The sequence below is a fragment of the Streptomyces sp. NPDC088762 genome (assembly GCF_044750905.1).
Lineage (GTDB): Bacteria > Actinomycetota > Actinomycetes > Streptomycetales > Streptomycetaceae > Streptomyces.
Map to the genome: position 1 here is coordinate 56,569 of NZ_JBIVKT010000006.1, position 20,711 is coordinate 77,279.

18 protein-coding genes and 1 pseudogene are annotated in these 20,711 nt (G+C 70.6%); 13 read left to right on the plus strand and 6 right to left on the minus strand.

Annotated elements, in window-relative coordinates; all coding sequences use genetic code 11:
* Positions 1–9: 9 nt before the first annotated feature.
* Positions 10–224, minus strand: a pseudogene (locus ACIP5M_RS16350) (hypothetical protein).
* Positions 225–511: 287 nt separating this feature from the next.
* On the opposite strand from ACIP5M_RS16350, the gene ACIP5M_RS16355 reads away from it, so the two are divergent.
* The 6 genes from ACIP5M_RS16355 to ACIP5M_RS16380 all read left to right on the plus strand — a co-directional run bounded on the left by ACIP5M_RS16355 (position 512) and on the right by ACIP5M_RS16380 (position 5,668).
* The gene (locus ACIP5M_RS16355) at positions 512–721 is read left to right on the plus strand and encodes a heavy-metal-associated domain-containing protein (RefSeq protein WP_401197350.1); all 210 of its coding nucleotides are present in this window, start codon (positions 512–514) and stop codon (positions 719–721) included.
* A 153-nt stretch (positions 722–874) separates the two neighbouring features.
* A complete protein-coding gene (locus tag ACIP5M_RS16360) occupies positions 875–1,510 on the plus strand; it encodes a metal ABC transporter ATP-binding protein (RefSeq protein WP_401197353.1) in 636 nt (211 codons plus the stop codon).
* Positions 1,507–2,376 carry a metal ABC transporter permease gene (locus tag ACIP5M_RS16365; protein WP_401197355.1) on the plus strand — a complete coding sequence of 290 codons (870 nt, stop codon included), beginning with the start codon at positions 1,507–1,509 and terminating at the stop codon, positions 2,374–2,376. Before ACIP5M_RS16360 ends, ACIP5M_RS16365 begins: the two co-directional genes overlap by 4 nt.
* The gene (locus tag ACIP5M_RS16370; RefSeq protein WP_401197357.1) at positions 2,334–3,173 is read left to right on the plus strand and encodes a metal ABC transporter solute-binding protein, Zn/Mn family; all 840 of its coding nucleotides are present in this window, start codon (positions 2,334–2,336) and stop codon (positions 3,171–3,173) included. The genes ACIP5M_RS16365 and ACIP5M_RS16370 overlap by 43 nt, the downstream gene beginning before the upstream one ends.
* Before the next feature lie 282 nt (positions 3,174–3,455).
* Positions 3,456–4,097, plus strand: a complete 642-nt coding sequence (locus ACIP5M_RS16375) for a hypothetical protein (RefSeq protein WP_401197359.1) — start codon at positions 3,456–3,458, stop codon at positions 4,095–4,097.
* Between the two features lie 110 nt (positions 4,098–4,207).
* Positions 4,208–5,668 (plus strand): PepSY-associated TM helix domain-containing protein, encoded by a 1,461-nt coding sequence (locus ACIP5M_RS16380; protein WP_401197361.1) that lies wholly within the window; start codon positions 4,208–4,210, stop codon positions 5,666–5,668.
* Between the two features lie 69 nt (positions 5,669–5,737).
* Here ACIP5M_RS16380 and ACIP5M_RS16385 read toward each other — a convergent pair whose 3' ends face one another.
* Genes ACIP5M_RS16385 through ACIP5M_RS16395 form a run of 3 tightly spaced genes read right to left on the minus strand, consistent with a single transcriptional unit; the run spans position 5,738 to position 10,016 of the window.
* Positions 5,738–6,487 (minus strand): DJ-1/PfpI family protein, encoded by a 750-nt coding sequence (locus tag ACIP5M_RS16385; protein WP_401197364.1) that lies wholly within the window; start codon positions 6,485–6,487, stop codon positions 5,738–5,740.
* Positions 6,488–6,537: 50 nt separating this feature from the next.
* On the minus strand, positions 6,538–8,223 hold the full coding sequence (locus ACIP5M_RS16390; protein ID WP_401197366.1) for a class I adenylate-forming enzyme family protein: 1,686 nt from the start codon (positions 8,221–8,223) through the stop codon (positions 6,538–6,540).
* The gene (locus ACIP5M_RS16395) at positions 8,220–10,016 is read right to left on the minus strand and encodes a CoA transferase (RefSeq protein WP_401197369.1); all 1,797 of its coding nucleotides are present in this window, start codon (positions 10,014–10,016) and stop codon (positions 8,220–8,222) included. The genes ACIP5M_RS16390 and ACIP5M_RS16395 overlap by 4 nt, the downstream gene beginning before the upstream one ends.
* A 152-nt stretch (positions 10,017–10,168) precedes the next feature.
* On the opposite strand from ACIP5M_RS16395, the gene ACIP5M_RS16400 reads away from it, so the two are divergent.
* Positions 10,169–11,377, plus strand: coding sequence for an acyl-CoA dehydrogenase family protein (locus ACIP5M_RS16400; RefSeq protein ID WP_401197371.1), 1,209 nt, complete (start codon positions 10,169–10,171; stop codon positions 11,375–11,377).
* On the opposite strand, the gene ACIP5M_RS16405 is transcribed toward ACIP5M_RS16400, so the two are convergent.
* Together ACIP5M_RS16405 and ACIP5M_RS16410 are read right to left on the minus strand one after the other, a co-directional pair.
* On the minus strand, positions 11,364–12,452 hold the full coding sequence (locus tag ACIP5M_RS16405) for a sugar ABC transporter permease (RefSeq protein WP_401197374.1): 1,089 nt from the start codon (positions 12,450–12,452) through the stop codon (positions 11,364–11,366). The two genes, ACIP5M_RS16400 and ACIP5M_RS16405, sit on opposite strands and share 14 nt — an antisense overlap.
* Positions 12,449–13,576, minus strand: coding sequence for an MFS transporter (locus tag ACIP5M_RS16410; protein WP_401197377.1), 1,128 nt, complete (start codon positions 13,574–13,576; stop codon positions 12,449–12,451). Before ACIP5M_RS16410 ends, ACIP5M_RS16405 begins: the two co-directional genes overlap by 4 nt.
* A gap of 326 nt (positions 13,577–13,902) precedes the next feature.
* On the opposite strand from ACIP5M_RS16410, the gene ACIP5M_RS16415 reads away from it, so the two are divergent.
* The 6 genes from ACIP5M_RS16415 to ACIP5M_RS16440 all read left to right on the plus strand — a co-directional run bounded on the left by ACIP5M_RS16415 (position 13,903) and on the right by ACIP5M_RS16440 (position 20,612).
* Positions 13,903–14,652, plus strand: coding sequence for a hypothetical protein (locus ACIP5M_RS16415; protein WP_401197379.1), 750 nt, complete (start codon positions 13,903–13,905; stop codon positions 14,650–14,652).
* Positions 14,653–14,795: 143 nt separating this feature from the next.
* Complete coding sequence (locus tag ACIP5M_RS16420; RefSeq protein WP_401197382.1) at positions 14,796–15,491, plus strand: sigma-70 family RNA polymerase sigma factor; 696 nt, start codon at positions 14,796–14,798, stop codon at positions 15,489–15,491.
* A gap of 302 nt (positions 15,492–15,793) precedes the next feature.
* Complete coding sequence (locus ACIP5M_RS16425; protein ID WP_401197384.1) at positions 15,794–16,042, plus strand: hypothetical protein; 249 nt, start codon at positions 15,794–15,796, stop codon at positions 16,040–16,042.
* Positions 16,043–16,173: 131 nt separating this feature from the next.
* Positions 16,174–17,007 carry a hypothetical protein gene (locus ACIP5M_RS16430; RefSeq protein ID WP_401197386.1) on the plus strand — a complete coding sequence of 278 codons (834 nt, stop codon included), beginning with the start codon at positions 16,174–16,176 and terminating at the stop codon, positions 17,005–17,007.
* Positions 17,004–19,370: a hypothetical protein gene (locus tag ACIP5M_RS16435; RefSeq protein WP_401197389.1), complete on the plus strand. Its 2,367-nt coding sequence runs from the start codon at positions 17,004–17,006 to the stop codon at positions 19,368–19,370. Before ACIP5M_RS16430 ends, ACIP5M_RS16435 begins: the two co-directional genes overlap by 4 nt.
* Before the next feature lie 111 nt (positions 19,371–19,481).
* Positions 19,482–20,612, plus strand: coding sequence for a DUF4365 domain-containing protein (locus ACIP5M_RS16440; RefSeq protein ID WP_401197391.1), 1,131 nt, complete (start codon positions 19,482–19,484; stop codon positions 20,610–20,612).
* Positions 20,613–20,711 lie beyond the last annotated feature (99 nt).

Consider the following 20,711-nt stretch of genomic DNA (forward strand, 5'->3'; position numbering starts at 1 on the left):
TCCGGCGCGTCAGGCCGCCGCGACGGAGTCGAGCTTGCCCGCCTTGGCGTCCTCCACGAGGGAGCCGAACTGGTCGGCGCTCATCTCCACCCGCTGCCCGAAGTCGTCGGTGATCACGACCCGGCGCTCCACCGGGGCGGATTCGTCGACGAACAACTGCGGGCAACCGCAGTCACACTTGCCACAGAACGTCGCCACGGTTCCAGGGAATTGGTATCGGTCATCTCAGGTGCCTTCCGTAGTCGCGTCCGACCGCGCAACGGCATCCCGCCACCCGCACCCCGGACGTGAGGGGAATTCCCGTTCGACGAGGCGGGCAAGCGCCAGCCTCGCACCGGATCGGAGCACGGCCGACGACCGCCGTGCTCCCGCTGCGCCCAGCCGCCGGGAAAAGACGGAAACCAGATGGCACATCGCTACGACTACCTGAGAGAGGCCGGTGGTCCAGGAGCCTGCACCGGTAGGGCCCGCCCGGCCTCCGCCCCTCAACAACCCGACGAAGGAGAGAAGCATGGATGAGCAGCGCTACCACGTCACCGGCATGACCTGCGGCAACTGCGTCAACCACATCACCGATGAGGTCACCCAGGTGCCCGGGGTCGACGGCGTCGTCGTCGACCTCGCCGGGCAGGCCGTCACCGTCAGTGGTGTCTCCCTCGACGACCACCTGATCCGCGAGGCCATTTCCGAGGCGGGCTACACCGTCGCAGCGGACCGCTGACCGGCCGTACGGCCTGCGCATACCGCGCCGCTTCAATGCCCGTGCGAAAAGATCCGGAGCCCGGGAACTCCTCGCATGCACCGTCCGACTACCGCTGTGTGGAGGTCGGCACAGCCTGCCTCCACACAGCAGCGAACGATCGAAGGATGTGTGATGGGCGGGCTCGATGTACGGATGCGGGGAGTCGCCTGCCGGCACGGCCGGGTGGAGGCCGTCGCCGACGTGGATCTGGAGATCGCAGCGGGCGAGCGGGTCGCGCTGACCGGAACCAACGGTTCGGGCAAGACCACCCTGCTGCGCGCGGTTCTCGGCCTCCACCGCCAGGTGGCGGGCTCGATCCTGGTCGGCGGCCGGGACACGCGCACGTCGGCGGAATGGGCCTGGCGGCGCCGGGCCTGTGCCTGGATCCCCCAGAAGCCCGCCGCCGGCCGTTTCCCGCTGCTCGGCGGGGAGTTGCTGGCCAGCAGCGCCGCGCCGGACGACGCCTCCGAGGCAGCCGACCGGCTCGGGGTGGGCCGGCTGACCGGGCGGCCGCTGCACACGCTGTCCGGGGGCCAGTTGCAGCGCATGTACCTGGCCCGGGCCATCGGCTGCGTGGCCGCGGGCGCGGAGGTGCTGCTGGCCGACGAGCCGACGGCCGCGCTCGATTTCGACGGGCAGGCGGAGGCCGCCGATGTCCTGACCTCGCTGCCGGTGACGCTCGTCGTCGTGACCCACGACCGGGCCCTGGCGGACCGGTGCGACCGGGTGCTCGAGATGGCCGCGGGCCGTCTGCGGGAGGTCCGGTGACCACCCTCGCCACCGCCGATATCGGCGCCCTGCTCCAGCTGGTACCCGTACAGCGGGCCGGGGCGGCCCTGTTGCTCGCCGCGATCGGTCTGCCGGTCATCGGGGTCGTCATCGTCGGGCTCGACATCATGCCGGTGCGGTTCGCGATGATGCACGTCGCCCTGCTGGGCATCGCCGTCGGCCTCCTCACCGGGCTCGACCCGATGCTGTGCGCGCTCGTCGCCTGCGCCCTGGCCGGCGCGGGCGTGGCACCCCTCGCCCGCACCCCGGACGGCCTCTCGGGGGCGATGGGGCTGCTCATGAGCCTGGCCATCGCGGGCGCACTGCTGCTGCTCGCCGTGTCGGGGGTCAACGCGTCGGGGGCGTTCGCCCTCCTGTGGGGATCGATCCTGTCCGTCGGTACCCCCGACCTCGTCGTCCTGGGCCTGCTCGCCGTGCTCGTGCCCGGCCTGTTCTGGTGGAAGCGCCGCGACATCGGCCTGCTCCTGTACGACCGTGAACTCGCCCAGTGCTCCGGCGTCGCCGTACGAGCCCTGACCGCAGCGCTGCTGGTGCTGGTCGCGGTCGCGGTCGCCGGGGCCATCAAGCTCACCGGGGCGCTGCTCGTCGACGCCCTGACCCTGCTGCCCGCTCTCGCCGCCCGACGGCTGGGCAGCTCGCTGAGGTCGATCACCCTGTGGGCGATCGGCATCGGCGTGACCGTGAACCTGATGGGATTCCTCCTGGCCCTGTGGCTCGACTGGCCACCGGGCCCGGTCCTCGTCCTGACGGCGGGAGCACTCGTCCTCGCCGTCCATCTCATTTCCGAACGGAGAACCAGCCCATGGCGCGCACCCGCGTCCGCATCCCTTCCCTCCTCGCACTGACCGCGGTCACGCTGGCCCTCGTCACCGGCTGCGGCAACAACAGCGAGAGCACCGGCGACGGCAAGAACGACGGAACCTCGTCCCCCGCCGCGTCCGGTGCGCCCAAGGCCGGGAAGAAGCCCGTGGTGGTCGTCACCACCACCTGGGAAGGTGCCTTCGCCAAGGCCGCGGGCGCCGAGGACGTCAAGGTCATCGTCCCGCAGTCCGTCCACCACGCCCCCGACTACGACCCCAAGCCCTCGGACCTCGCCGCCGTGGCCAAGGCCGACTTCGTGCTGTACGCGCCCTTCGAGCCGTACGCCGCCAAGATCAAGGAGGCCGCCGGCTCCAAGGCGAAGCTGGTCGAGGTCAACCTCGACAACGACCCCGACAAGGTCAAGGCCGAGGTCGACAAGCTCGGCGGACTCTTCGGCACGGCCGACACCGCGACCACGTGGAAGACCGGCTTCGACGCCGAGTACGGCAAGCTGAACAAGGACCTCCAGACCGCCTGGCCCGCCGGAAAGAGCCCCAACGTCGTCACCCAGGTCTTCACCGCCTGGGCGGCCAAGCTCGCCGGCGCCACCACCGTGGGCACGTACGGCCCCGAGGCCGTCACCCCGGCGCAGCTCGCCGAACTCTCCGCGAAGAAGCCGGCCCTGGTCCTCGACAACGCCCACATGTCGACCGGGACGGTGCTCCCCGACTCCGGCGCCAAGCAGGTCAAGATCGTCAACTACCCCGGCGAGGACCTCGACCTACTGCCGGTCTACCGCAACGCGGCCGCCGAGCTGAAGAAGGCCATGAGCACCTCCTGAACCCTTTACGCCGATGCCTATCGGCTGACCGCATCCCGGGACGGACTGCACGTACCGCCCCGGGATGCACCTGTTTGAGCCTTTTTTCTTCCCTGTGATTCGGCTCACCGGAGGTCGCTCCGCTCGCTGCCGGGTACGCCCCGCCAACGGCCTTCCCCAGCCCAACGTCCTTCGGTGGGGGTACAGCTGACGGTTCATGAGCGGATTGGACGCGCGCCGGGGCCTTCGAGTAGCCCATCACGCGTCGCTGACCGCCAGGTAGGGCGCGGATAAGTTGTGCCCGTGCGCGGACCGGGAACCTGGCTGAGGCGGACCCGGACGGGTCTGCTCTGCGCTTCCGCTTGCCTGTCTCTGGGCGCCGCGAGCCATGTCCTGGCCGGCGGGCAGCTGCCCGGCGTGGCGAGTACGGTCGGGCTCTTCGCAGCCCTGAGCATCGTGTGCGCTCTGCTCCTGGGCGGGCGCCCACGGCGTTTCGAGGCGACGACGATCGCCCTGGGCGTCGTCCAGTTCTCCCTCCACTTCGCCTTCCACTCGCTGTCCGCCGGCCACGACGGCGGACCGGGCATGGCTTCCGGACAGCAAGCCCACCACTCCATGACCGGCATGGGCCACGTCTCGCCCATGCACGCGGGGACGGACATGGCCGGCATGGTCCATGCCGGCCACGCCATGACCCCGGCCATGACGCTGGCGCATGGACTGGCGACGGTCGGCACCGCGCTGTGCGTGGTCTACGGGGAGCGGATCCTGCGGCGTCTCGCCGCCCTGCTGCTCCCCTCCCTGTCCCCCGGTGCGCTCCCTGCCCTGCCTGCCGTACCGGAGCGGCTGCGGCTCGCGCCCGCCGCGCCCGCAGCTCCTCGGTTCGGTGTCCTGCTCGCCCGGATGTGCCCCAGGCGCGGTCCTCCTCCGGCGGTGTCCGCCTGATCACTCGCACGTGATCACGACACCCGCCCCTTCTGTGGGCGGCTTCCCCGCACCGGCCCGGCGACGACCGCCCCGGTGCGGACACGCGTACATCGATCGGAGAAACAGGCATGTCTTCAACCACTGAACAGGCACCGGGCAGACCGCCGGCCGCGGCCACCCCCGACCCTGCTCCGGCCGGGCGCTCCTGGCAGGGCGTACGGGCCCTCCTCGTCCGGCTGCACTTCTACGCCGGGGTGTTCGTCGCCCCGTTCCTGCTCATCGCCGCCCTGACCGGGCTCGCGTACACGTTCACCCCGCAGCTCGACCAGGCCGTCTACGGCGACCAGCTGCGGGTCGAGAAGGTCGGCGAGGCGCCGCTCCCGCTGGCGCAGCAGATCGCCGCCGCGCGCAGCGCCCACCCGGAGGGCACCCTCGCCTCCGTCGTCACCCCGGCCGGGCCGGAGGACACCACGCGGGTCGTGCTGTCCGTGCCTGAGCTCGGGGAGAAGCAGCGCACGGTCTTCGTCGACCCCTACACGGCGAAGGTCCAGGGCGAGCTGACCACTTGGTGGGGGTCGACGCCCCTCACCACCTGGCTCGACGACCTGCACCGCAACCTGCACCTGGGCGAGTTCGGCCGTCTCTACTCGGAGGTCGCCGCGAGCTGGCTCTGGGTGCTCGTCGCCGGTGGTCTCGTTCTGTGGATCGGCCGCAGCCGGGGCCAGCGGGCGAAGTCCGCGCGCGGCGTGCTGCTTCCCGACCGCGGAGCCCGCGGGGTACGGCGTACGCGCAGCTGGCACGCCGCGACCGGCGTGTGGCTCGCGCTGGGCCTGTTCTTCCTCAGCGCGACGGGCCTGACCTGGTCCCACTACGCGGGTGAGCGGTTCGGTCAGCTGCTGAACGCGGTGAAGGGGCACGCTCCGGAACTCGACCCGCTGCTTCCCGGCGCGCAGCCGCCGGCCGAGAACGAAGGCGGGGAGCACGCCGGGCACGCCGGGCACGCCGGGCACGGCGAGGCAGAGGAGAGCGCACAGGTGGACCCGGCCGGCTTCGAGGCCGCCCTCGCGGTGGCGCGCAAGGCCGGGCTGGGCGGCACCGTGTCGGTGACGCCGCCGGAGAACGCGTCCAGCGCGTGGGTCGTGGCCCAGAACGACAACACCTGGCCGGTCCACTACGACAAGGTCGCCGTGGACACCGCGAAGGGCGAGGTGACCTCCCACACCCGGTGGGCGGACTATCCGATGCTGGCCAAGCTGAGCAAGCTCGGCGTCCAGGGCCACATGGGCGTGCTCTTCGGGATCGTCAACCAGATCGTGCTCGCCGTGGTCGCCATCGGCCTGACCCTGGTGACCGTCTGGGGCTACCGGATGTGGTGGCAGCGGCGTCCCACGCGTGAGGACCGCAAGGCCGCCTTCGGCAAGGCGCCCGCCCGCGGCACCTGGCGGCAGCTGCCGCCGGTGGTGCTCGTCGTGGGTGTTCCGGCGGTCGTCGCCCTGGGCTGGGCGCTGCCCGTGCTCGGGGTGACGCTGCTCGGCTTCGTCGTCGTCGACGTGGTCGTCGGCCTGGTCAAGCGGTCCCGGACCGCCTGACGAGGAGGGGCGGGAGGGCATCGTGGATGGCCTCCCGCCCCGATGGTCGCCTGTTTTCGCTTCGGGTCCCTACCGCGACCAGACCGTGCCCCGGGCCTCGTACTCCAGCATGGCTTCCACGCTCGTCGCCGTGTCCGGACCGAGTTCTCGGCGTACGAGCCAGAGGGCGAGCTCCAGGCCGGAGGTGACGCCTCCGGCGGTGACGAGGTCGCCGTCGTCCACGACGCGCGCGTTCTTCAGTACCCCGCCCTGCTGTTCGAGGTCGGGGCGGGCCTTGTGGTGCGTGGTGCAGGGCCGTCCCCGGGTCAGCCCGGCGGCGGACAGCAGCATCACGCCCGTGCACAGGGCGCTGATGGTGAGCCCGGTGCGGGGCGCCGCGGCCAGAGCCCGTGGCAGGGTGCCGCGCCGGATCTCGGCCCATACGCCCGGGTCCTCACGGCGCGCGTATCCGCCGCCCGGTACGACGATCACATCGGCCTCGTTCGGGGCCCAAGGGTGCGCGACCTCGACCCGCGAGCCGTACGAGGCACGGACGAAGCCGGGGCGCGACGTGGTCACGTAGCGGACGTCCACCGGCCGCCCGCTGAAGAACCGGGCGGCGGAGAACACCTCGTACGGGGCGGCGAAGTCGAGTTCCTCGACTCCATCGAACATGACGATGTGGACGCGCAGGGGGCTGCCGGCGGGGGCGGAGGGCCGCCCGGCCGCGGTGGCGGTGGTCGCCGCTGCGGCCGGTGCGGCTCCGGCTCCGGCGAGGCCCGCGACCGCGCCGGTGGCGCCGATCACGGTCGAGGCGGGGAGTAAGTCCCTTCGGTTCATCGCGTGCTCCTGCTCAGGGTGGGCGGGTAGTCAGGTCGAGGCGTGACCGGTCAGCCGGCCTGCACGAGCGGCAGTCCGGGGTCGGTCACCGGTGTGGTCGGCAGGCCTCCGGTCAGCCGCTCACGGAGTGCGCCGCGGTCGGGCTTGCCAGCCGGGGTCAGGGGCAGGGCGTCGACGACGAGGAGACGCTCGGGGTGCTTCTGCCGCTCAAGGCCACGACCGGCCAGGTGGGCACAGAGCTCTTCGAGGGTCGGGGACTGCCCGGTGCGCGGGACCACGCAGGCCGCCAGGCGTTCGCCCATCAGCGGGTCGGGCACGCCCACGCAGACGACGTCGCGGACCTGGGGATGGGAGCTGAGCTCGCGCTCGACCTCGGCGGGGCTGATGTTGGCGCCGCCGCGGATGACGATGTCCTTGAGGCGGCCGACGACGTGCAGGACGCCATCGGGGTCCAGGTAGCCGAGGTCACCGGTGCGGACCCAGCCGTCCGGCGTGCGGTAGCGGGCATCCAGCTCGGGGGCGGCCACGTAGCACAGCGGGGTCATCGGACCGCGCGAGATGATCTCCCCCACGGCCCCGTCCGGCAGCGCCGCGTGGGTGTCGGGGTCGGCGATGCGGATCTCCGCGACCCGCGGGTCGGGGTGGCCGGCGACGACCCCCGTGCCGTCCGTGGGCGGGACGGTGTGGGCGAGCCCGGTGTGGCAGTTGACGCCGTCGGCGGAGCCGTAGAGGTTGACGACCGGGCAGCCGAACGCCTTGGCCGCGGCCTCCGCCGTGGTCTCGTCCAGGGGCGCGCCGCCCAGAACCAGGGCGGTGGGCGCCGGCAGCCGTTCGCCCGTGGCGTCGAGGCGTTCGAGCATCATGCGGATCATGGTCGGCACGCCCAGGACGTGGGTGGGCTCGTGCTCGCGCACGGCCGCCAGGGCCGCGTCGGGGGTGAAGTGGTCGAGCAGGACCAGGGTGCCGCCGTGCCGGGCGAGGGTGACCGCGGTGCCGTTCGAGCCGAACGCGGAAGCCAGGGGGACCAGGAACAGGCAGCGGGGCGGGGTGCCGTCGGGGATGAGGGAGGCGAGGAAGTTGCCGCGGCCGCCCGCGAGCGCGTTGTGCGAGTAGGCGATCATTTTCGGCTCGGCCTCGGAGCCGGAGGACACCAAGATGCGGGCCGCGCTGTCCGGGTCGGGGCGGGCCGGTACGAACGCCTGCGGGTCGGAGCGCATGAGCTCGGACCAGGCCACGGTCCCCTCCGGTGCGGTCCCGGGGCCTACGGCGACGACATGGCGCAGGGCTGGCATGGACCGCGACAACGCTTGCAGGTCAGCAGCGTGGTGGAAGTCCCGGTGCTCGACGGAGGCGATGACGGCGACGGCCTCGGCCCGGCGCAGCAGGCATTCGGCCTCCAGGACGCCGCGGCCGACGGGGAAGGGGAGGGCGACGGCGCCGAGCGCGGCCAGGGCCAGGTCGGCGATGACGGCGCCCCGGTTGTTGGGCAGTTGGACGCCGACCACGTCGCCCGGGCGTATGCCCAGGCCTCTGAGGCCGGCGGCCAGACATCGGACCTTGCGGTCCAGGGCGGTGTAGCAGAGCTTGCCCTTGGCGTCGAGGACGGCCGTCTGGTGCAGGTTCGCGATCTGGCGGGCCCGGAAGAGGCTGTAGAGGTCGAGGTCGGGGCAGGTCCCGTCGACCACCCAGGAGCGGCGGAGGTCGGCGGGCAGCAGGTCGTGCAGTGCGACGGTCACGCGAAGCTCCAAGGGTCGGAAACGGCTGGAGCACCATGCGCGTCACGGCTGATCGAGCCGGCGAAGCGCGGGTCGTGGTGCAGGTCGGACAGGTCGGTGGTGACCGCGGTGGCGGTCAAACCGAGCGAGCCCAGACGGGCCAGGGCGTCAGGGGTGGTCAGTTCGCGCAGGTCGTGGGCAGCCGCGGCCGGGGCACTGTCGTCGGAGGGGGCGATCCATCCGTCCGCCGTCGGCAGCGGATGTCGGAACCCGGCCGGGAGGCGCGGGTTCTCGCCGCAGGCCACACGCGCCAGGGCGGGAGCGGTAAGGGTGTCGGCCGCACCGAGAAGTGAGGAGTCCACCCGGACACCCCGGCCCGAGCGCTCCCTCAGCAGCAGCCCGGCGAGTACCGCTTCGGCCCCGTGCAGGCCCCCGAGCACGTCGAGCAGGGTCATCAGCGAAGGGGCCGGGATCTCGCCCTCCGGGCGAACGGCCTCGCCGACCCCGGTCCTGGCCTGGACCATGAAGTCGGTGCCCATCGGTGCGTCGGCGATCCGGTCAGCCCAGCCGCCGGTGTACGCGTACACCAGCGCGGGATTGACCCGTACCAGGTCGTCGGAGTCGAGGCCGAGCTCGGCGGCCTTGCCCGGCGCCCAGTTGTGGAGGAAGACGTCCGCTTCCCCGGCCATCTCCCGCAGGGCGCGGCGGTCGGCCTCGGACTTGATGTCGATCTCCACGGCCTTCTTGCCCCGGTTGAGGGCGAGCCAGCGCGCCGAGATCCCGGAACACGCCGGGGGCATGCCGCGCAGCGGGTCCCCGCCCGGCGGCTCGATCCTGATGACCTCGGCACCCAGCAGGCCCAGCAGGTTCGCGGCGAGCGGAGCCTGGATACGGCGGCCCGCCTCCAGCACCGTCAAACCGGCGAGCGGCAGTGCCGCGGCGGGGAGCGCCGGGCTGCCCGAGGCTGCCCGGGACGACGGGTGGGGGCGGTCGGCGCCGAACGGCCGGAGGGACCAGGGCGGCGCGCCGTCGGCTTCGGCGAGCCGGTCGGCGAGGGTGTGCAGGACGCACACCTCGGCTCCCGAAAGGGCTGCGGCCTGCCGGATCCGGGCCAGGGGGTGCGTCCGGGTGACGGTGTGGAGGGCTTGCGGGAAGGGGGCGCAGGCGGTGGCGTACCGGAACTGGAAGGGCCGCCAGCCGGCCCGCATCGCTTCGGCGGGTGCGTCCAGGGCCCGCCAGAACGCGGCCCAGGCACCCGGGTCGAGCGTCTCCAGCTCGACGAGCACTCCCTCGGCGGAGGTGAAGGGCGGGCCGCCGGCGGCGAGTTCCGCGACTTCGCCCTCGTCCGCTCCAGCAGCGGCCAGGTACTGCGACACCGCGAGCAGGCCGGCTCGGTCCGCGCTGGTGGTGACGTGGGCGGCGGCCATGCCCCGGGCCTGGCCGACCAGGCCGGCGAGCAGCCCCTGAACGGCCAGGACGCCGGTGGCCGTCGCCGCGTAGTCGGCGGCGAGTCCGCGCGGTCTGCCGTCGCGTCGGCCGTGGACGGCCATGACGCCGGTGGCGGCCTGGACCGTGGCCTCGTCGACGAGACCGCTGCCGGGACGGCCCCACTCGACGGTCGCGTGCGCGGGGTCATACCCGCCGCCGGTGAGCGTGATGGCACCGGACGCGTCCTGTTGCCCGGTGGCTTCGTCCTGTGCGCCGAGCAGCCGAAGGTGCTGTGCGGCGACGCTCGTGATCTGCGGGGGGCCCGAGATGCCCAGGCGCAGTGTGTCGAGTGGCCGGACCGTCTGCGAGATTGCCGGTGACGCCATGCCTCTCCTCTCCCGGCGCGGCGGTGGCCGTCGCCCAGGTCGTGCGGAAAACGCGGAACGCGGGAACTCGGGAGCCTCCGCGCCCGACCAGTTCCACGGACAGGCAGTCGGACAGACGTTCCCGTGAGTTCCCGGGAACCGGGAGGAACACGGTGCCGGATTCAAGCACGATCAATGACGCGGCTCCCCAACCCGATGACGAGCTCGCGGAGTTGAGGAGGCGGGTCGAGCGTTTCATCCGTACCCGGGTGATCCCGCAGGAGCCGCTCCTCGACGCCGGCGGACCGGCGGCCGTAGCCGCTCTGCAGGAACTACAAGCCCTTGCCCGCGCGGAGGGGCTGTGGGCGCTGCCTCTGCCTGCCGAACTGGGTGGCGGCGGACTGCCGTTCTCCGCGTACGCGCAGCTCGCTGAGGCCGAAGGTGCCAGCGACCATGGTCCAGCCGCCCTGGGCTCCGCTCCGCTGCTCGACGTCACCATGCTCGCGCGGCATGCCGGAGGCCGGGTCCGCGAGACGTACCTGGAGCCCTTGGTCGCCGGCGAGATCCGCGCCTGCTACGCGATGACCGAACCCGACGTACCCGGCACCGACCCCTTCCTCACCGGCACCCGCGCCGAGCGCGAGGCGGACGGCACCTGGCGGATCACCGGCCGCAAATGGTTCACCTCCGGAGCCGCGACCGCGGACCTGGTGACCGTACTGGCCCGCACCAGCGGTGCGCCGGGCGACCGCGAAGGGCTCTCGCTGCTCCTCCTCCCCACCGACTCCCCAGGCTTCCGGATCGTCCGCGAGCTCCCCGTCCTCGGGGCGGCGGGCCAGTACGAGATCGGGCTCGACAACGTCCACGTGTCCGGCGACTACCTGATTGGCTCCGAGGGAGGGGCGCTCGCCATCGCCGGAGAACGGCTCGCGCTCGGCCGCACCCTGCGCTGCCTGCGCTGGCTCGGCCAAGCCCAACGCGCCTTCGACCTCATGTGCGAACGGGCCGCCACCCGCAACGGCTCCCGCGGGCCGCTGGCCGACCACCAACTCGTGCAGCAGCACGTCTTCGACGCCCTGCTCGCCCTGCGCACCACCCGCCCCCTGGTCCACGAGGCAGTGGCGCTCATCGCCGCCGGACAGGACGCCCGTACCGAGGTCGGGCTCGCCAAGGTGGCCGCCGCCCGGATGCTCCAGCAGGTCACCGACTCCGCCATCCAGGTCCACGGAGCCGCCGGACTCGGCCCGGACACCGCCCTGCCCGCACTGTTCCGCGGCGGACGGGCCGCCCGCATCCTCGACGGCCCGGACGAACTCCACATCACGTCCGTCGCCCGCCGGATCCTGCGCGGCTACGGCCCGAAGGCGGTCACACCCGAGTGATGTCGACGAGCCCGTCCAGCGAGGCGAGCCCCAGGGCCAGGAAGAAGTCACCCCAGACCAGCTCATGGCGTACGGCCAGGCCCTTGCCCGCGTCGTAGCAGCCGTCCAGCAGCATCCCGGGTGGAAACCCGTCCCCCTCGCGGGAGAGGTGGGCTTCCGCGAGCCGGCTCAGGGTCGCGACGCCCCGGTACGAGCACGTGTCCATCCAGGCACCGGGGACCCTGGCGAGCTTCAGCAGGGCGACCGCGGTGATCGCCGCGGCCGAGGTGTCCACGGGCCCGTCCGGGTCGGTGCCCTCGGCCGGCGGGATCAGCCGCCCGGTCACCACGCCGTCCTGCGCCATGAGCCGTTCGGCCGCCTCCACGAGGTTGGCCGAGCTGTGTGCGGTGACGTCCGGCCGCAGGAGGGCGTCGGCGATCGCGAGGAGCAGCCACGCCCGACCACGGCTCCATCCGGGCTTCGGGTCCTCGAGCGGACTCCACGTCCCGTCCCCTTCGTCGAACCGCCAGGCGGGCGGGCGCTGCTCCCCGGTGCGGCCGAGGAGGAGGCCGAGGTGCCGGTCCAGGTGTGCGGCTGCGGCGGCAGCCCCGGAAGGACCCCCACCGCCGCCCAGGAGGGCCACCAGTCCGGGCACGCCATCCACACGGGCCAGCATGCGGGGGCCGCCGAATGCGCCGCCCCAGGGGACGATCCCTGCCACGGGGTCGAAGTCATCGAGGCAGGCGCGCGCCGCCCGTTCTGCCAGTGCGGTCGCTTCTTCGTCGCCTTCGGCGAGAGCGGTCCCGTACCAGAGGATCAAGCCACGAGTGGCGGTGTCGGCACCTGCCCAGTCCTCCAGTCGGGCAGTGCACTCGGCGGCGGCACGGCGGTCGGCATCGTGCCCCGTGTAGCGCGCCCGCAGCCACAGGAGGCCGGCCCAGAAGCCTCCAGCCCACGAACCGCGCCCGGTGGTCGTCCACGAACCGTCCCGGGGATCGGCGTACAGCGGAAAGCGGGCACCGACCTCCGTCTCTGTCACTGTGACCCGGGCCATCACGGCCGCCAGCGCCCGGTCGGCCCAGTCCGTAAAGCTCACGCACTGTGCCCCTTGCGGTCCCGGCGGTCCTGACGTGCCCAGAAGAACGCGACGGCACCGGCCACGGCGAATTCCGCTGCCACCAGGAGCCAGCCCGCCCCGTACCGGTCGTGCTCCGCGAAGAGACCGAAGAGCGGTGGACCGATCGCGAACCCGGCGAAGAACCCGGCCGCTACGAGCGCAGAATCCTGCCCGGCCCGCCCTGGCTTCGCGCGCTGCATGACCAGCACCATGGACACGGCGTTGCCGGAGACGGCGAACACGCCGACCGCCACGGCTCCGAGCCACACCAGCGGACCCGCCGATTGGGCGGCGGCCAGCAGGACCGCAGCTCCCAGCGCGCCCCACGCCAGCCACCCCGGCAACCATTCGGCCCGTCCCGGAACGGCCGCCTTGGACCACCCCACCCGGCCGGCGATCCCGGTCACGCCGAGGACCGCCACCAGGGCACCGGCCACGGTCGGGTCCATCCCCAGCCGCTGCACGCCGTACAGCGACAGATAGGTGTTCACCGAGGCGATTCCGGCACCGAGGAAGAGCGAGAAGACGGCCAGCCAGGCCACCATCCCCCGCGGAACCCACGATGCCCGGGGCGGCGACGCGGACGACGGAGCATCGGCCGGCAGCGAACGCAGCGCCCACAGGGCCGCCAGCAGCGCGGCTCCCGATGCCGTCCAGACCGCGACCCGCCAGCCCGACCCCGCGGCGAGCGCCGCGAGCGGCAGACCGGCCACGAACGCGCCCAGCTGCACCCCCGACTGCTTCAGCCCCGTCACGGCGCCCCGACGGGCGGCAGGAACCGCGGCCAGGACCGCCTTGTTGGTCGCGGGGTTCGCCAACGCCTGCGGCACTCCGCCCAGCGCGACCGCCCCCAGCAGGACGGCGATGCCGGGAGCAGCTGCGACGAGGGCCAGGGCGGCGGTCGAGACCAACAGGAGGAGAACCAGTGAGCGCCTTGAGCCGATACGGTCCACGATCCGGCCCCCCACTGGTGACAGAACGGCAGCCGTCCCGAATCCGATCGACGTCGTCAGCCCCAGAACGGCGGGCGATATCCCCATGTCCGCCACGAGACGCGGGCCAAGCGCCCCCATCAGGAACAGCTGCAGCATCGAGAACGCCATGGCGCACGTGAGGAGCGCGGTCAGCCGTCGCCTTGCCCAACCACCCAACTCCGTTGACGCCGACGTGACTTGCGCTGCCCCCACAGAAGCCCCCATTCTCCGGATGTTGCACAAGCGGCCCGACTGGGAAGGCAGTCGGGCGGCACGGCCTTCCGGTTCCCGTTCCTTCCTGTGCCGTGCGCCACAACCGACCGGAGCCAGTCGTACCAAGGGCGAGGACGAGGACTTGTCATGAAGTGCGCACCCCCCTGCCCTGCCCGGAAACCCGGTGCGAAGATGAACGCGCCATGAAGCCGGGCCACTGTTCCAGAGCCGCACGGGCTGCGATGTTCGCAGCCGTCTGCGTGCTGCTCGCGGCCACCGGCCACATCCTCATGTCGGGCATGGCCGTCCCCTGGTGGGCGTTGCCGCCCGCCTTCGCCGGGACGATCGCAGCGGCCTGGACCCTGGCGGACCGCGAACGGGGACTGTTCACCGTCACCAGCGCGACGGTGGCCGTCCAGGCGTTGCTTCACGCCGGTTTCACCCTGACCCAGTCGCTGATCCACCCGTCCCTGCCGGCCGGCAACTCCTTCAGCCGGCAATGGGCGGCGTACCCGATGTGCGGCGAGGGGGCGGGGGACCTGTCGACCCGCGAAGCCCTCAAGGTCGTCCATGACACGGGACTCGGCACGCTCGTGTCCCAGCCACCCCCCGTTACCGCGATGACGGACGCCCACGCCCTGCACAGCATGCACGACATGGCGTCCTCGGCGGCCGGCATCGGCATGCCCGCCACCGGCCACGACATGACCGGCATGTCCTCGACGGGCATGCTGGCCGCACACCTGCTGGCCGCCGTCCTGTGCGGCCTCTGGCTGGCCTACGCGGAACAGGCGGCGTTCCGCTTCCTGCGTGCCGTCGCGGGTTGGTTCTGGACCCCTCTGCGGGTCCTCTTCCGCCTCCTCGTGCCGACGACGCCGCACCTTCCCCGCGTCCACGTCCGCCGGTCTCGTCACCGCCAGGCACTGCCGCAACTCCTCCTCGCTCACGCCATCACCTCACGGGGTCCGCCGACGGGAACCGCTGTCCTGTGACAGCCGGCTCCCCGAGCGAACGCTGACGGCACCGCGCCGTCGCGCCTCGGGCATCGGCCATGCCCTCCCGCTGGCCGTACCCCCTTCACCGGCCCCGCCGTGCGCGGCGCCGGACTCCCTTCACCCATGAGGACCTTGTGGCGATGACTCCTGCCCTGCCCACCCCTGCCCGTACGGCTGACCGGAAGACCTCCCGGCCCACCGCCTCCGAGGCGGAGGTGACGCAACTGGCCCTCGAGGCCCGCGACGGCGACCCCGTCAAGGCCGACCGCTTCGTCCGCGCGCTCCACCGCGACGTCTGGCGGTACGTGGCCTACCTCAGCGCCGACACCCAGGCCGCCGACGACCTCACCCAGGACGTCTTCCTGCGCGCGCTGGCCGCCCTCCCCCGCTTCGAGGGCCGCTCCTCAGCCAGGACCTGGCTGCTGTCCATCGCACGCCGCACGGTCGTCGACAGCATCCGCCGCGCCTCCGCCCGCCCCCGCCTGTCGGACCAGCAGGACTGGCAAACCGCCGCCGAGCAGGCCCAGCCCTACGGCCTCCCCGGCTTCGAGGACGGGATCGCCCTCGCCGAACTCATGGCAGCCATACCCACCGAGCGCCGCGAGGCCTTCGTCCTCACCCAGCTCCTCGGCCTGGGCTACGCGGAGGCCGCGACCGCCATCGGCTGCCCCGTCGGCACCGTCCGCTCCCGCGTGGCCCGAGCCCGACTCAATCTCATCGCACTCCTGACGGATACAGACCCGACGACCACCACGCCGGAACGACAGCTCCCGACACCGACCGGTCGCAGCACCTACGCATCCCAGGAACGCGTCCTCGCGGCATCACGGGTGTGATGCTCCCGTCCCTGCGGTCACCCCACTCACCGCAGCGATGACGGCACCTGCGCAACGGGGCGGCCCTGGTTGGCCAGGCGCCGCCCCCATGCCCAGCTGCGCCACCAACTCGGCAAGGGCGACCGACCCTCCGACATGGCCAAGATCTGGACCATTCCGTTCCTGGACCAGCGCGTGGCCATTGCGCCTGCCTGTCGCGACAAGGGAAACTCGCTGGTCGCACTGCCCTGACAGGCATCGTCGTCGCCCGTGGTCGCAGGCTGGAGGCCTCCCCCTCTTTCCGCCTCCCGCAGGCGATCACTATGCGCACCAGCGTCGGCCGTAGCCGGATCTACCGCCGCGCGGCTGCAGAGATACCCAGCACCACCTTCGGCGCACACTGCCCCCACCTGGCCACCGACAGCCAGCACGGCGCCTGGAGCTTCGCCGTCGACGTCCCCACTGCCGACCGCCGCCGCACCCACGGTCCGCCGCCGTGGATTCGCCACGCGCCCCTCTGGGTGCAGTGTCCCGGCGGCGTCCGCGGGCCGGTCACAGCTGGCAGCACCTGACTGCTCGCCCCCGACCCTGCCCCGTCTCGGCGGTCTTTCACGCCGCTCACTGCGCGGGGTCCCCGACGCCGATCAATCCACCTCAGCAGTCCATCGCGACAGGTCATAATTGGGGCGAGGCAGGGGGGCGCATGAATCCGTCGTTTTCTAACCAGTTCAACGTCAAAGCGATGCTGGACGGAAACCGTCCCGTCCAGTTCGGAACGAACGTACTGGCGGGTCTCGTTGAGGGGATAGACAGCTTTCGGAAGGATCTTGAGCAGCGGCCGCGGTCTCGCAGTTTGGGGCCGGCCATGCTCGGAGCCTTCATGTGGGTAGACGACGCCGAGCTGCTTCAGCGTGTCGCCGAGTTTCCCTCGGCGTGTGTGGTCGTCAGCAAGCAGCAGCGCGGCAAGCACCAGCAGGAGCGGCTGCGCAAGGTGGCAGAGGCCGTGCGCGACGCTGCCGGCTTTCCTGCTCGTGCCCTGCCGGAGCTGGAGGAACTGCGCCCCCAGGAGGACGGCGCAGCGCCAGTCGTTGGGCCGTGGTCGTTGCCGGAGCAGATCCGGCTCTCCGCTGTGCGCACGCTGGGCTACCGCAAGGCCGGCAAGCACCTGGTCCCGATCCTCCACACCAAAATGCTTCTCCTGGGTGAGTTGTGGTGGCACGACGAGGATCCTCTGGGAGGTGTGGCCGATGTCGTCGGCTTCACGCCTCAACGGCTCTGGCTGGGAAGTGCGAACGGCACGGAAAGCTCTCGCCGTAGCCTGGAGTTCGGGCTCTGGATGGACGATCCAGCCTTGATGAAGGCGGCGCAGACGTTCCTGGTCGAGGTGCTGGCACAGTCCGAGGAGTTGGATCCGGACAGTGACGACCTGACGCCCGACCTCATGGTGCCGGACTACGACGACGAGGCCATGTGGGAAGCAATGGCTTCGTTCGCCGGCGATGAAGATGAGAGCGCCGACTCCGAGCCCGGCGCGTGAGCAGCACAGGCGAAGTCGTTGCCGTTGGCTCGCCGCGCTTCACCCTGCACACGCTGGGATGGCGGGCCTTTCAGGACCTGTGCGCGGCCGTGCTGCGCGAGGTGTGGGGGCAGTCGGTGCAGGCATTCGCCGACTCCAATGACGGAGGTCGGGACGGTGCCTTCTACGGCACCTGGAGATCACCGGATGGACCTGAGCCCCTCGGCGATGTCCCGACGGGGCCGTTCGTTCTCCAGTGCAAGCACTCCAAGAAGGCCGATGCCACGCTGTCTCCGTCGGAGCTGGACGACGAGTTCACCAAGGCCGCCGCGCTGGTCGAGCGGGGTGTGTGCGGAACGTATGTGCTGCTGACCAATGCACGGGTTACCGGTACCTCCGAGGAAGAGATTCGCCGACGACTGCGCGCGTCCGGGGTGGCGCATCCACTGGTTCTCGATGGACAGTGGCTCAGCGACATGATCGCCTCGCACCGCGGTCTTCGGATGTTCGTCCCCCGCGTCTACGGACTCGGCGATCTTTCACAGATCCTCGATGAGCGCGCCTACGCCCAAGCCACCCTCCTCATGGCATCCGCGCCCGAGCAGGTGGCCACGTTCGTCGTCACCAGCGCCTACCGGAAAGCTGCCCGCGCCCTGCGCGACCACGGCTTCGTCCTGCTCCTCGGTGACCCCGCCGTCGGCAAATCCGTCATCGCGCTGATGCTGGCCATCAGCGCCGCCGACAACTGGGGCTGCCCGGCCGTCAAGGCCCGTACCTCGGAGGACCTCGTCCAGCGGTGGAACCCGCATGATAGGGAACAGTTCTTCTGGCTCGACGACGCATTCGGCGCGGTCCGCCACGAAGAACACCTCACCCATGCCTGGGCGCGCGATCTGCCCCACGTGATGAGCGCGATCAAGAACGGCGCCCGGGTAGTGCTGACCTCGCGAAGCTACATCTACAACGAAGCCCGGCCCCTGCTGAAGACGTACGCTTACCCCCTCCTGCACGAGCAGCAGGTCACCGTTGACGTCGCAGACCTCACCCGCACGGAGCGGCAACAGATCCTCTACAACCACATAGCCGCCGGCGACCAGCCCAACGACGTACGCACACAGATGAAGCCGCATCTGGAAGCTGCCGCTGACGCCGTCCCATTCCGCCCTGAGGCCGCCCGCCGACTGGGGCTCGAGGCGTTCACAGGCGGGCTCTCGCTGACCCGGCAGGGAATTACGACGTTCATGGCCGAGTCCCAGCAACTTCTCAGCGACGTCTACGACCAGCTCGACCCCCACGCCCAAGCAGCACTCGCACTCACCTATGCAACGGCCAGGGGCAGGACAGTGCCCGGCCTGCCGAACCCCATCGACCTCGATACCGCCGACCGGGACATCATCGAACGGGCCGGCTCGACACCGGCCGGTGTCAGCAAGGCCCTCGCCGCGGTCACCGGCACGTTTCTCCGCCTCGGCATCTCCTCCGAAGGCGAGTCCTACTGGACGTTTCATCACCCCACCCTCCGCGAAGGATTCGCGGCCTGGTTGACCACCCAACCGCACCTTCTTCCCTTGGTCCTCATGGGAATGGACGACCAGGCCCTTCTGGCACGAACCGACTCCCTCGACCCGGGCGGCGAACAACGCCAGGGCACCCTGCTTCGAGTTCCGCCGTCGCTCTACCGGGAGGTAGCGGGCCGAATAGCTGTGCTCCGCCAGCAACCACGCGGTCGCCTCGAGCCCTGGCAACGGCACTACGACCGACAGCAGGCCGTACAGGCGTACCTGGTACACAACAGCTGTGATGCCTTCCTTCGCGCTTACACACAGGAAGATCCACAGGTCTACGACGAACTCCTGGCGTTCGGCTCGCCCGCGGAGTACGACGCCCGGACGACCTTGCTCGGCAAGCTTCACCAGGCCGGTTGCCTACCTGAGGAGATTCGTCAGCGTGCCGTGGCGCGCATGAGAGAGCTTGCCGTGTCCAGCCCCGATGCCGCCTGGGTCGAAGACAAGGACTGGCAGAAGAAAGTCTGGCACTTACTCCTCACGGACACGGACCGCGAAGAGCTGTTCACGCACGTCCGCCAAGAACTCCTACCGCGTCTCTGGAGCCTGGTCGACGACTGGCTCAGGGACGCCACCAGCGATGACGACGATCCGGTGGACACCGCATTGTTCTGGTACAGCATGGCTTTCGAACGTGAAGGGGATTTCGACACTGCAGCAGAGTTCGACGCGGCACGCGACATGTACAACGACGAGCGGCGATCGCGTCCCCCGAGCAGCAGTTGGACGCCCGGCGACGGTAGTCAGCCAAGTGATCGACAGACAGGAGCCACCCCCACCGACTCCAACCGCAGCCTTTTCGACGACATCGATCATTAGTGGGGTCCCCGCCCAGCGGCCCGTGTCCACCGACTCGCTCCGGCGCGCTCGGCCCCGGTCCTGGACCGGCCGCACCATCTGTCCGGGGAAACCGGCATCCCGCGGATCACCGTGTACGACCTGCGGCATCTGGCGGCCGCGATCACCATCACGACCGGCGTGCCGCTCAGGGTTGTCTCCCCGATCCAGCTCCCGTTGTCAGCGTCTGCCCGTATCCTGACGGTTGCCTATTTTCGAGGGGGGACGGTGTCAACTGTTCGTTCGAGCCGCAGGATTGAAAGGGCTGGCGTTAACGCCCTGCGCACACTCCTTGAGGACCACGATCACATCGTTCAGGAGATCGACGGGGGTAATGATCACGGCGAGGACATGATCATCAACTTCACGCGCGGCGGGAAACGGACAGGCTACTGGATCGCCATCCAGGTCAAGAGCGGAAAGAAGTATAAGCGGGCCAACGGGTACGCGATCCCAGTCGAAGATCATTTCGATGATTGGCGGCAGAGCCGAATTCCCATCGTGGGTGTTGTATACGACACGAAGAAGAAGGAGTTGTTCTGGGTCAATCTCACCGAGCAGTTACGGCTTACCGAGGAGAGTCCCGGCTGGGTGCAGGTGCCCAATGCCGCACGACTGGATGCTGAATCCATCCACGATTTTTGCCTGCAAATATCAACGTATGCCGGCGACGCACGGATGCGCATTCGGTCCGCGAGTGAGGAGGAAGCATTCGCTGAAGCCGTACGGGCTAGGCAAGGACTCGACCCTGAAACGGCACCGAACCCGCTATACGAAGGCCTTGCCGACTTCGCCCTCCGTTACGAGGATCGAATTCGCGTCATCGCGAAAGACTACCTGCGTTCCATCCCCCTGCAAATCCTGGCCCTGATCATGATTTGGGAGTGGCCCCGGCAAATCCGCTTCGTCGAGGGGTCCTCCGATGTATACCCAATCCCATGGGTGGTCAGCCTCTATTCCTTCATCGCCCTCATGGCCTTGACCATCTTCTTTGAGTTTAGGGCCGGCCGGTTTCCACGAGAGACCGGCCAGTGGCTCACGCTAATCGTGAGCAACTTCCTATGGATCCCCATCATGGATCCCGACGGTGATCGCGGCTGGTGGGGAACGACGTGGATCATCGCCGGAATCATCGTTCCCTCGATCGGGGTGAAATTCCTCTTCATCAGCTTTGTTCGGTTTGCCCGCGACCGCAAGAAGAAGCTGATTGAAGCCGGAGCATAGAGCATTAAAATGCTTGCGGTGCATGACCTCCCGTAGTCAGCCCAGGGTGGCAATCACCACCGGAGCAAGTGCGGGGCGGGTACAACCAAGCAGGGCCAC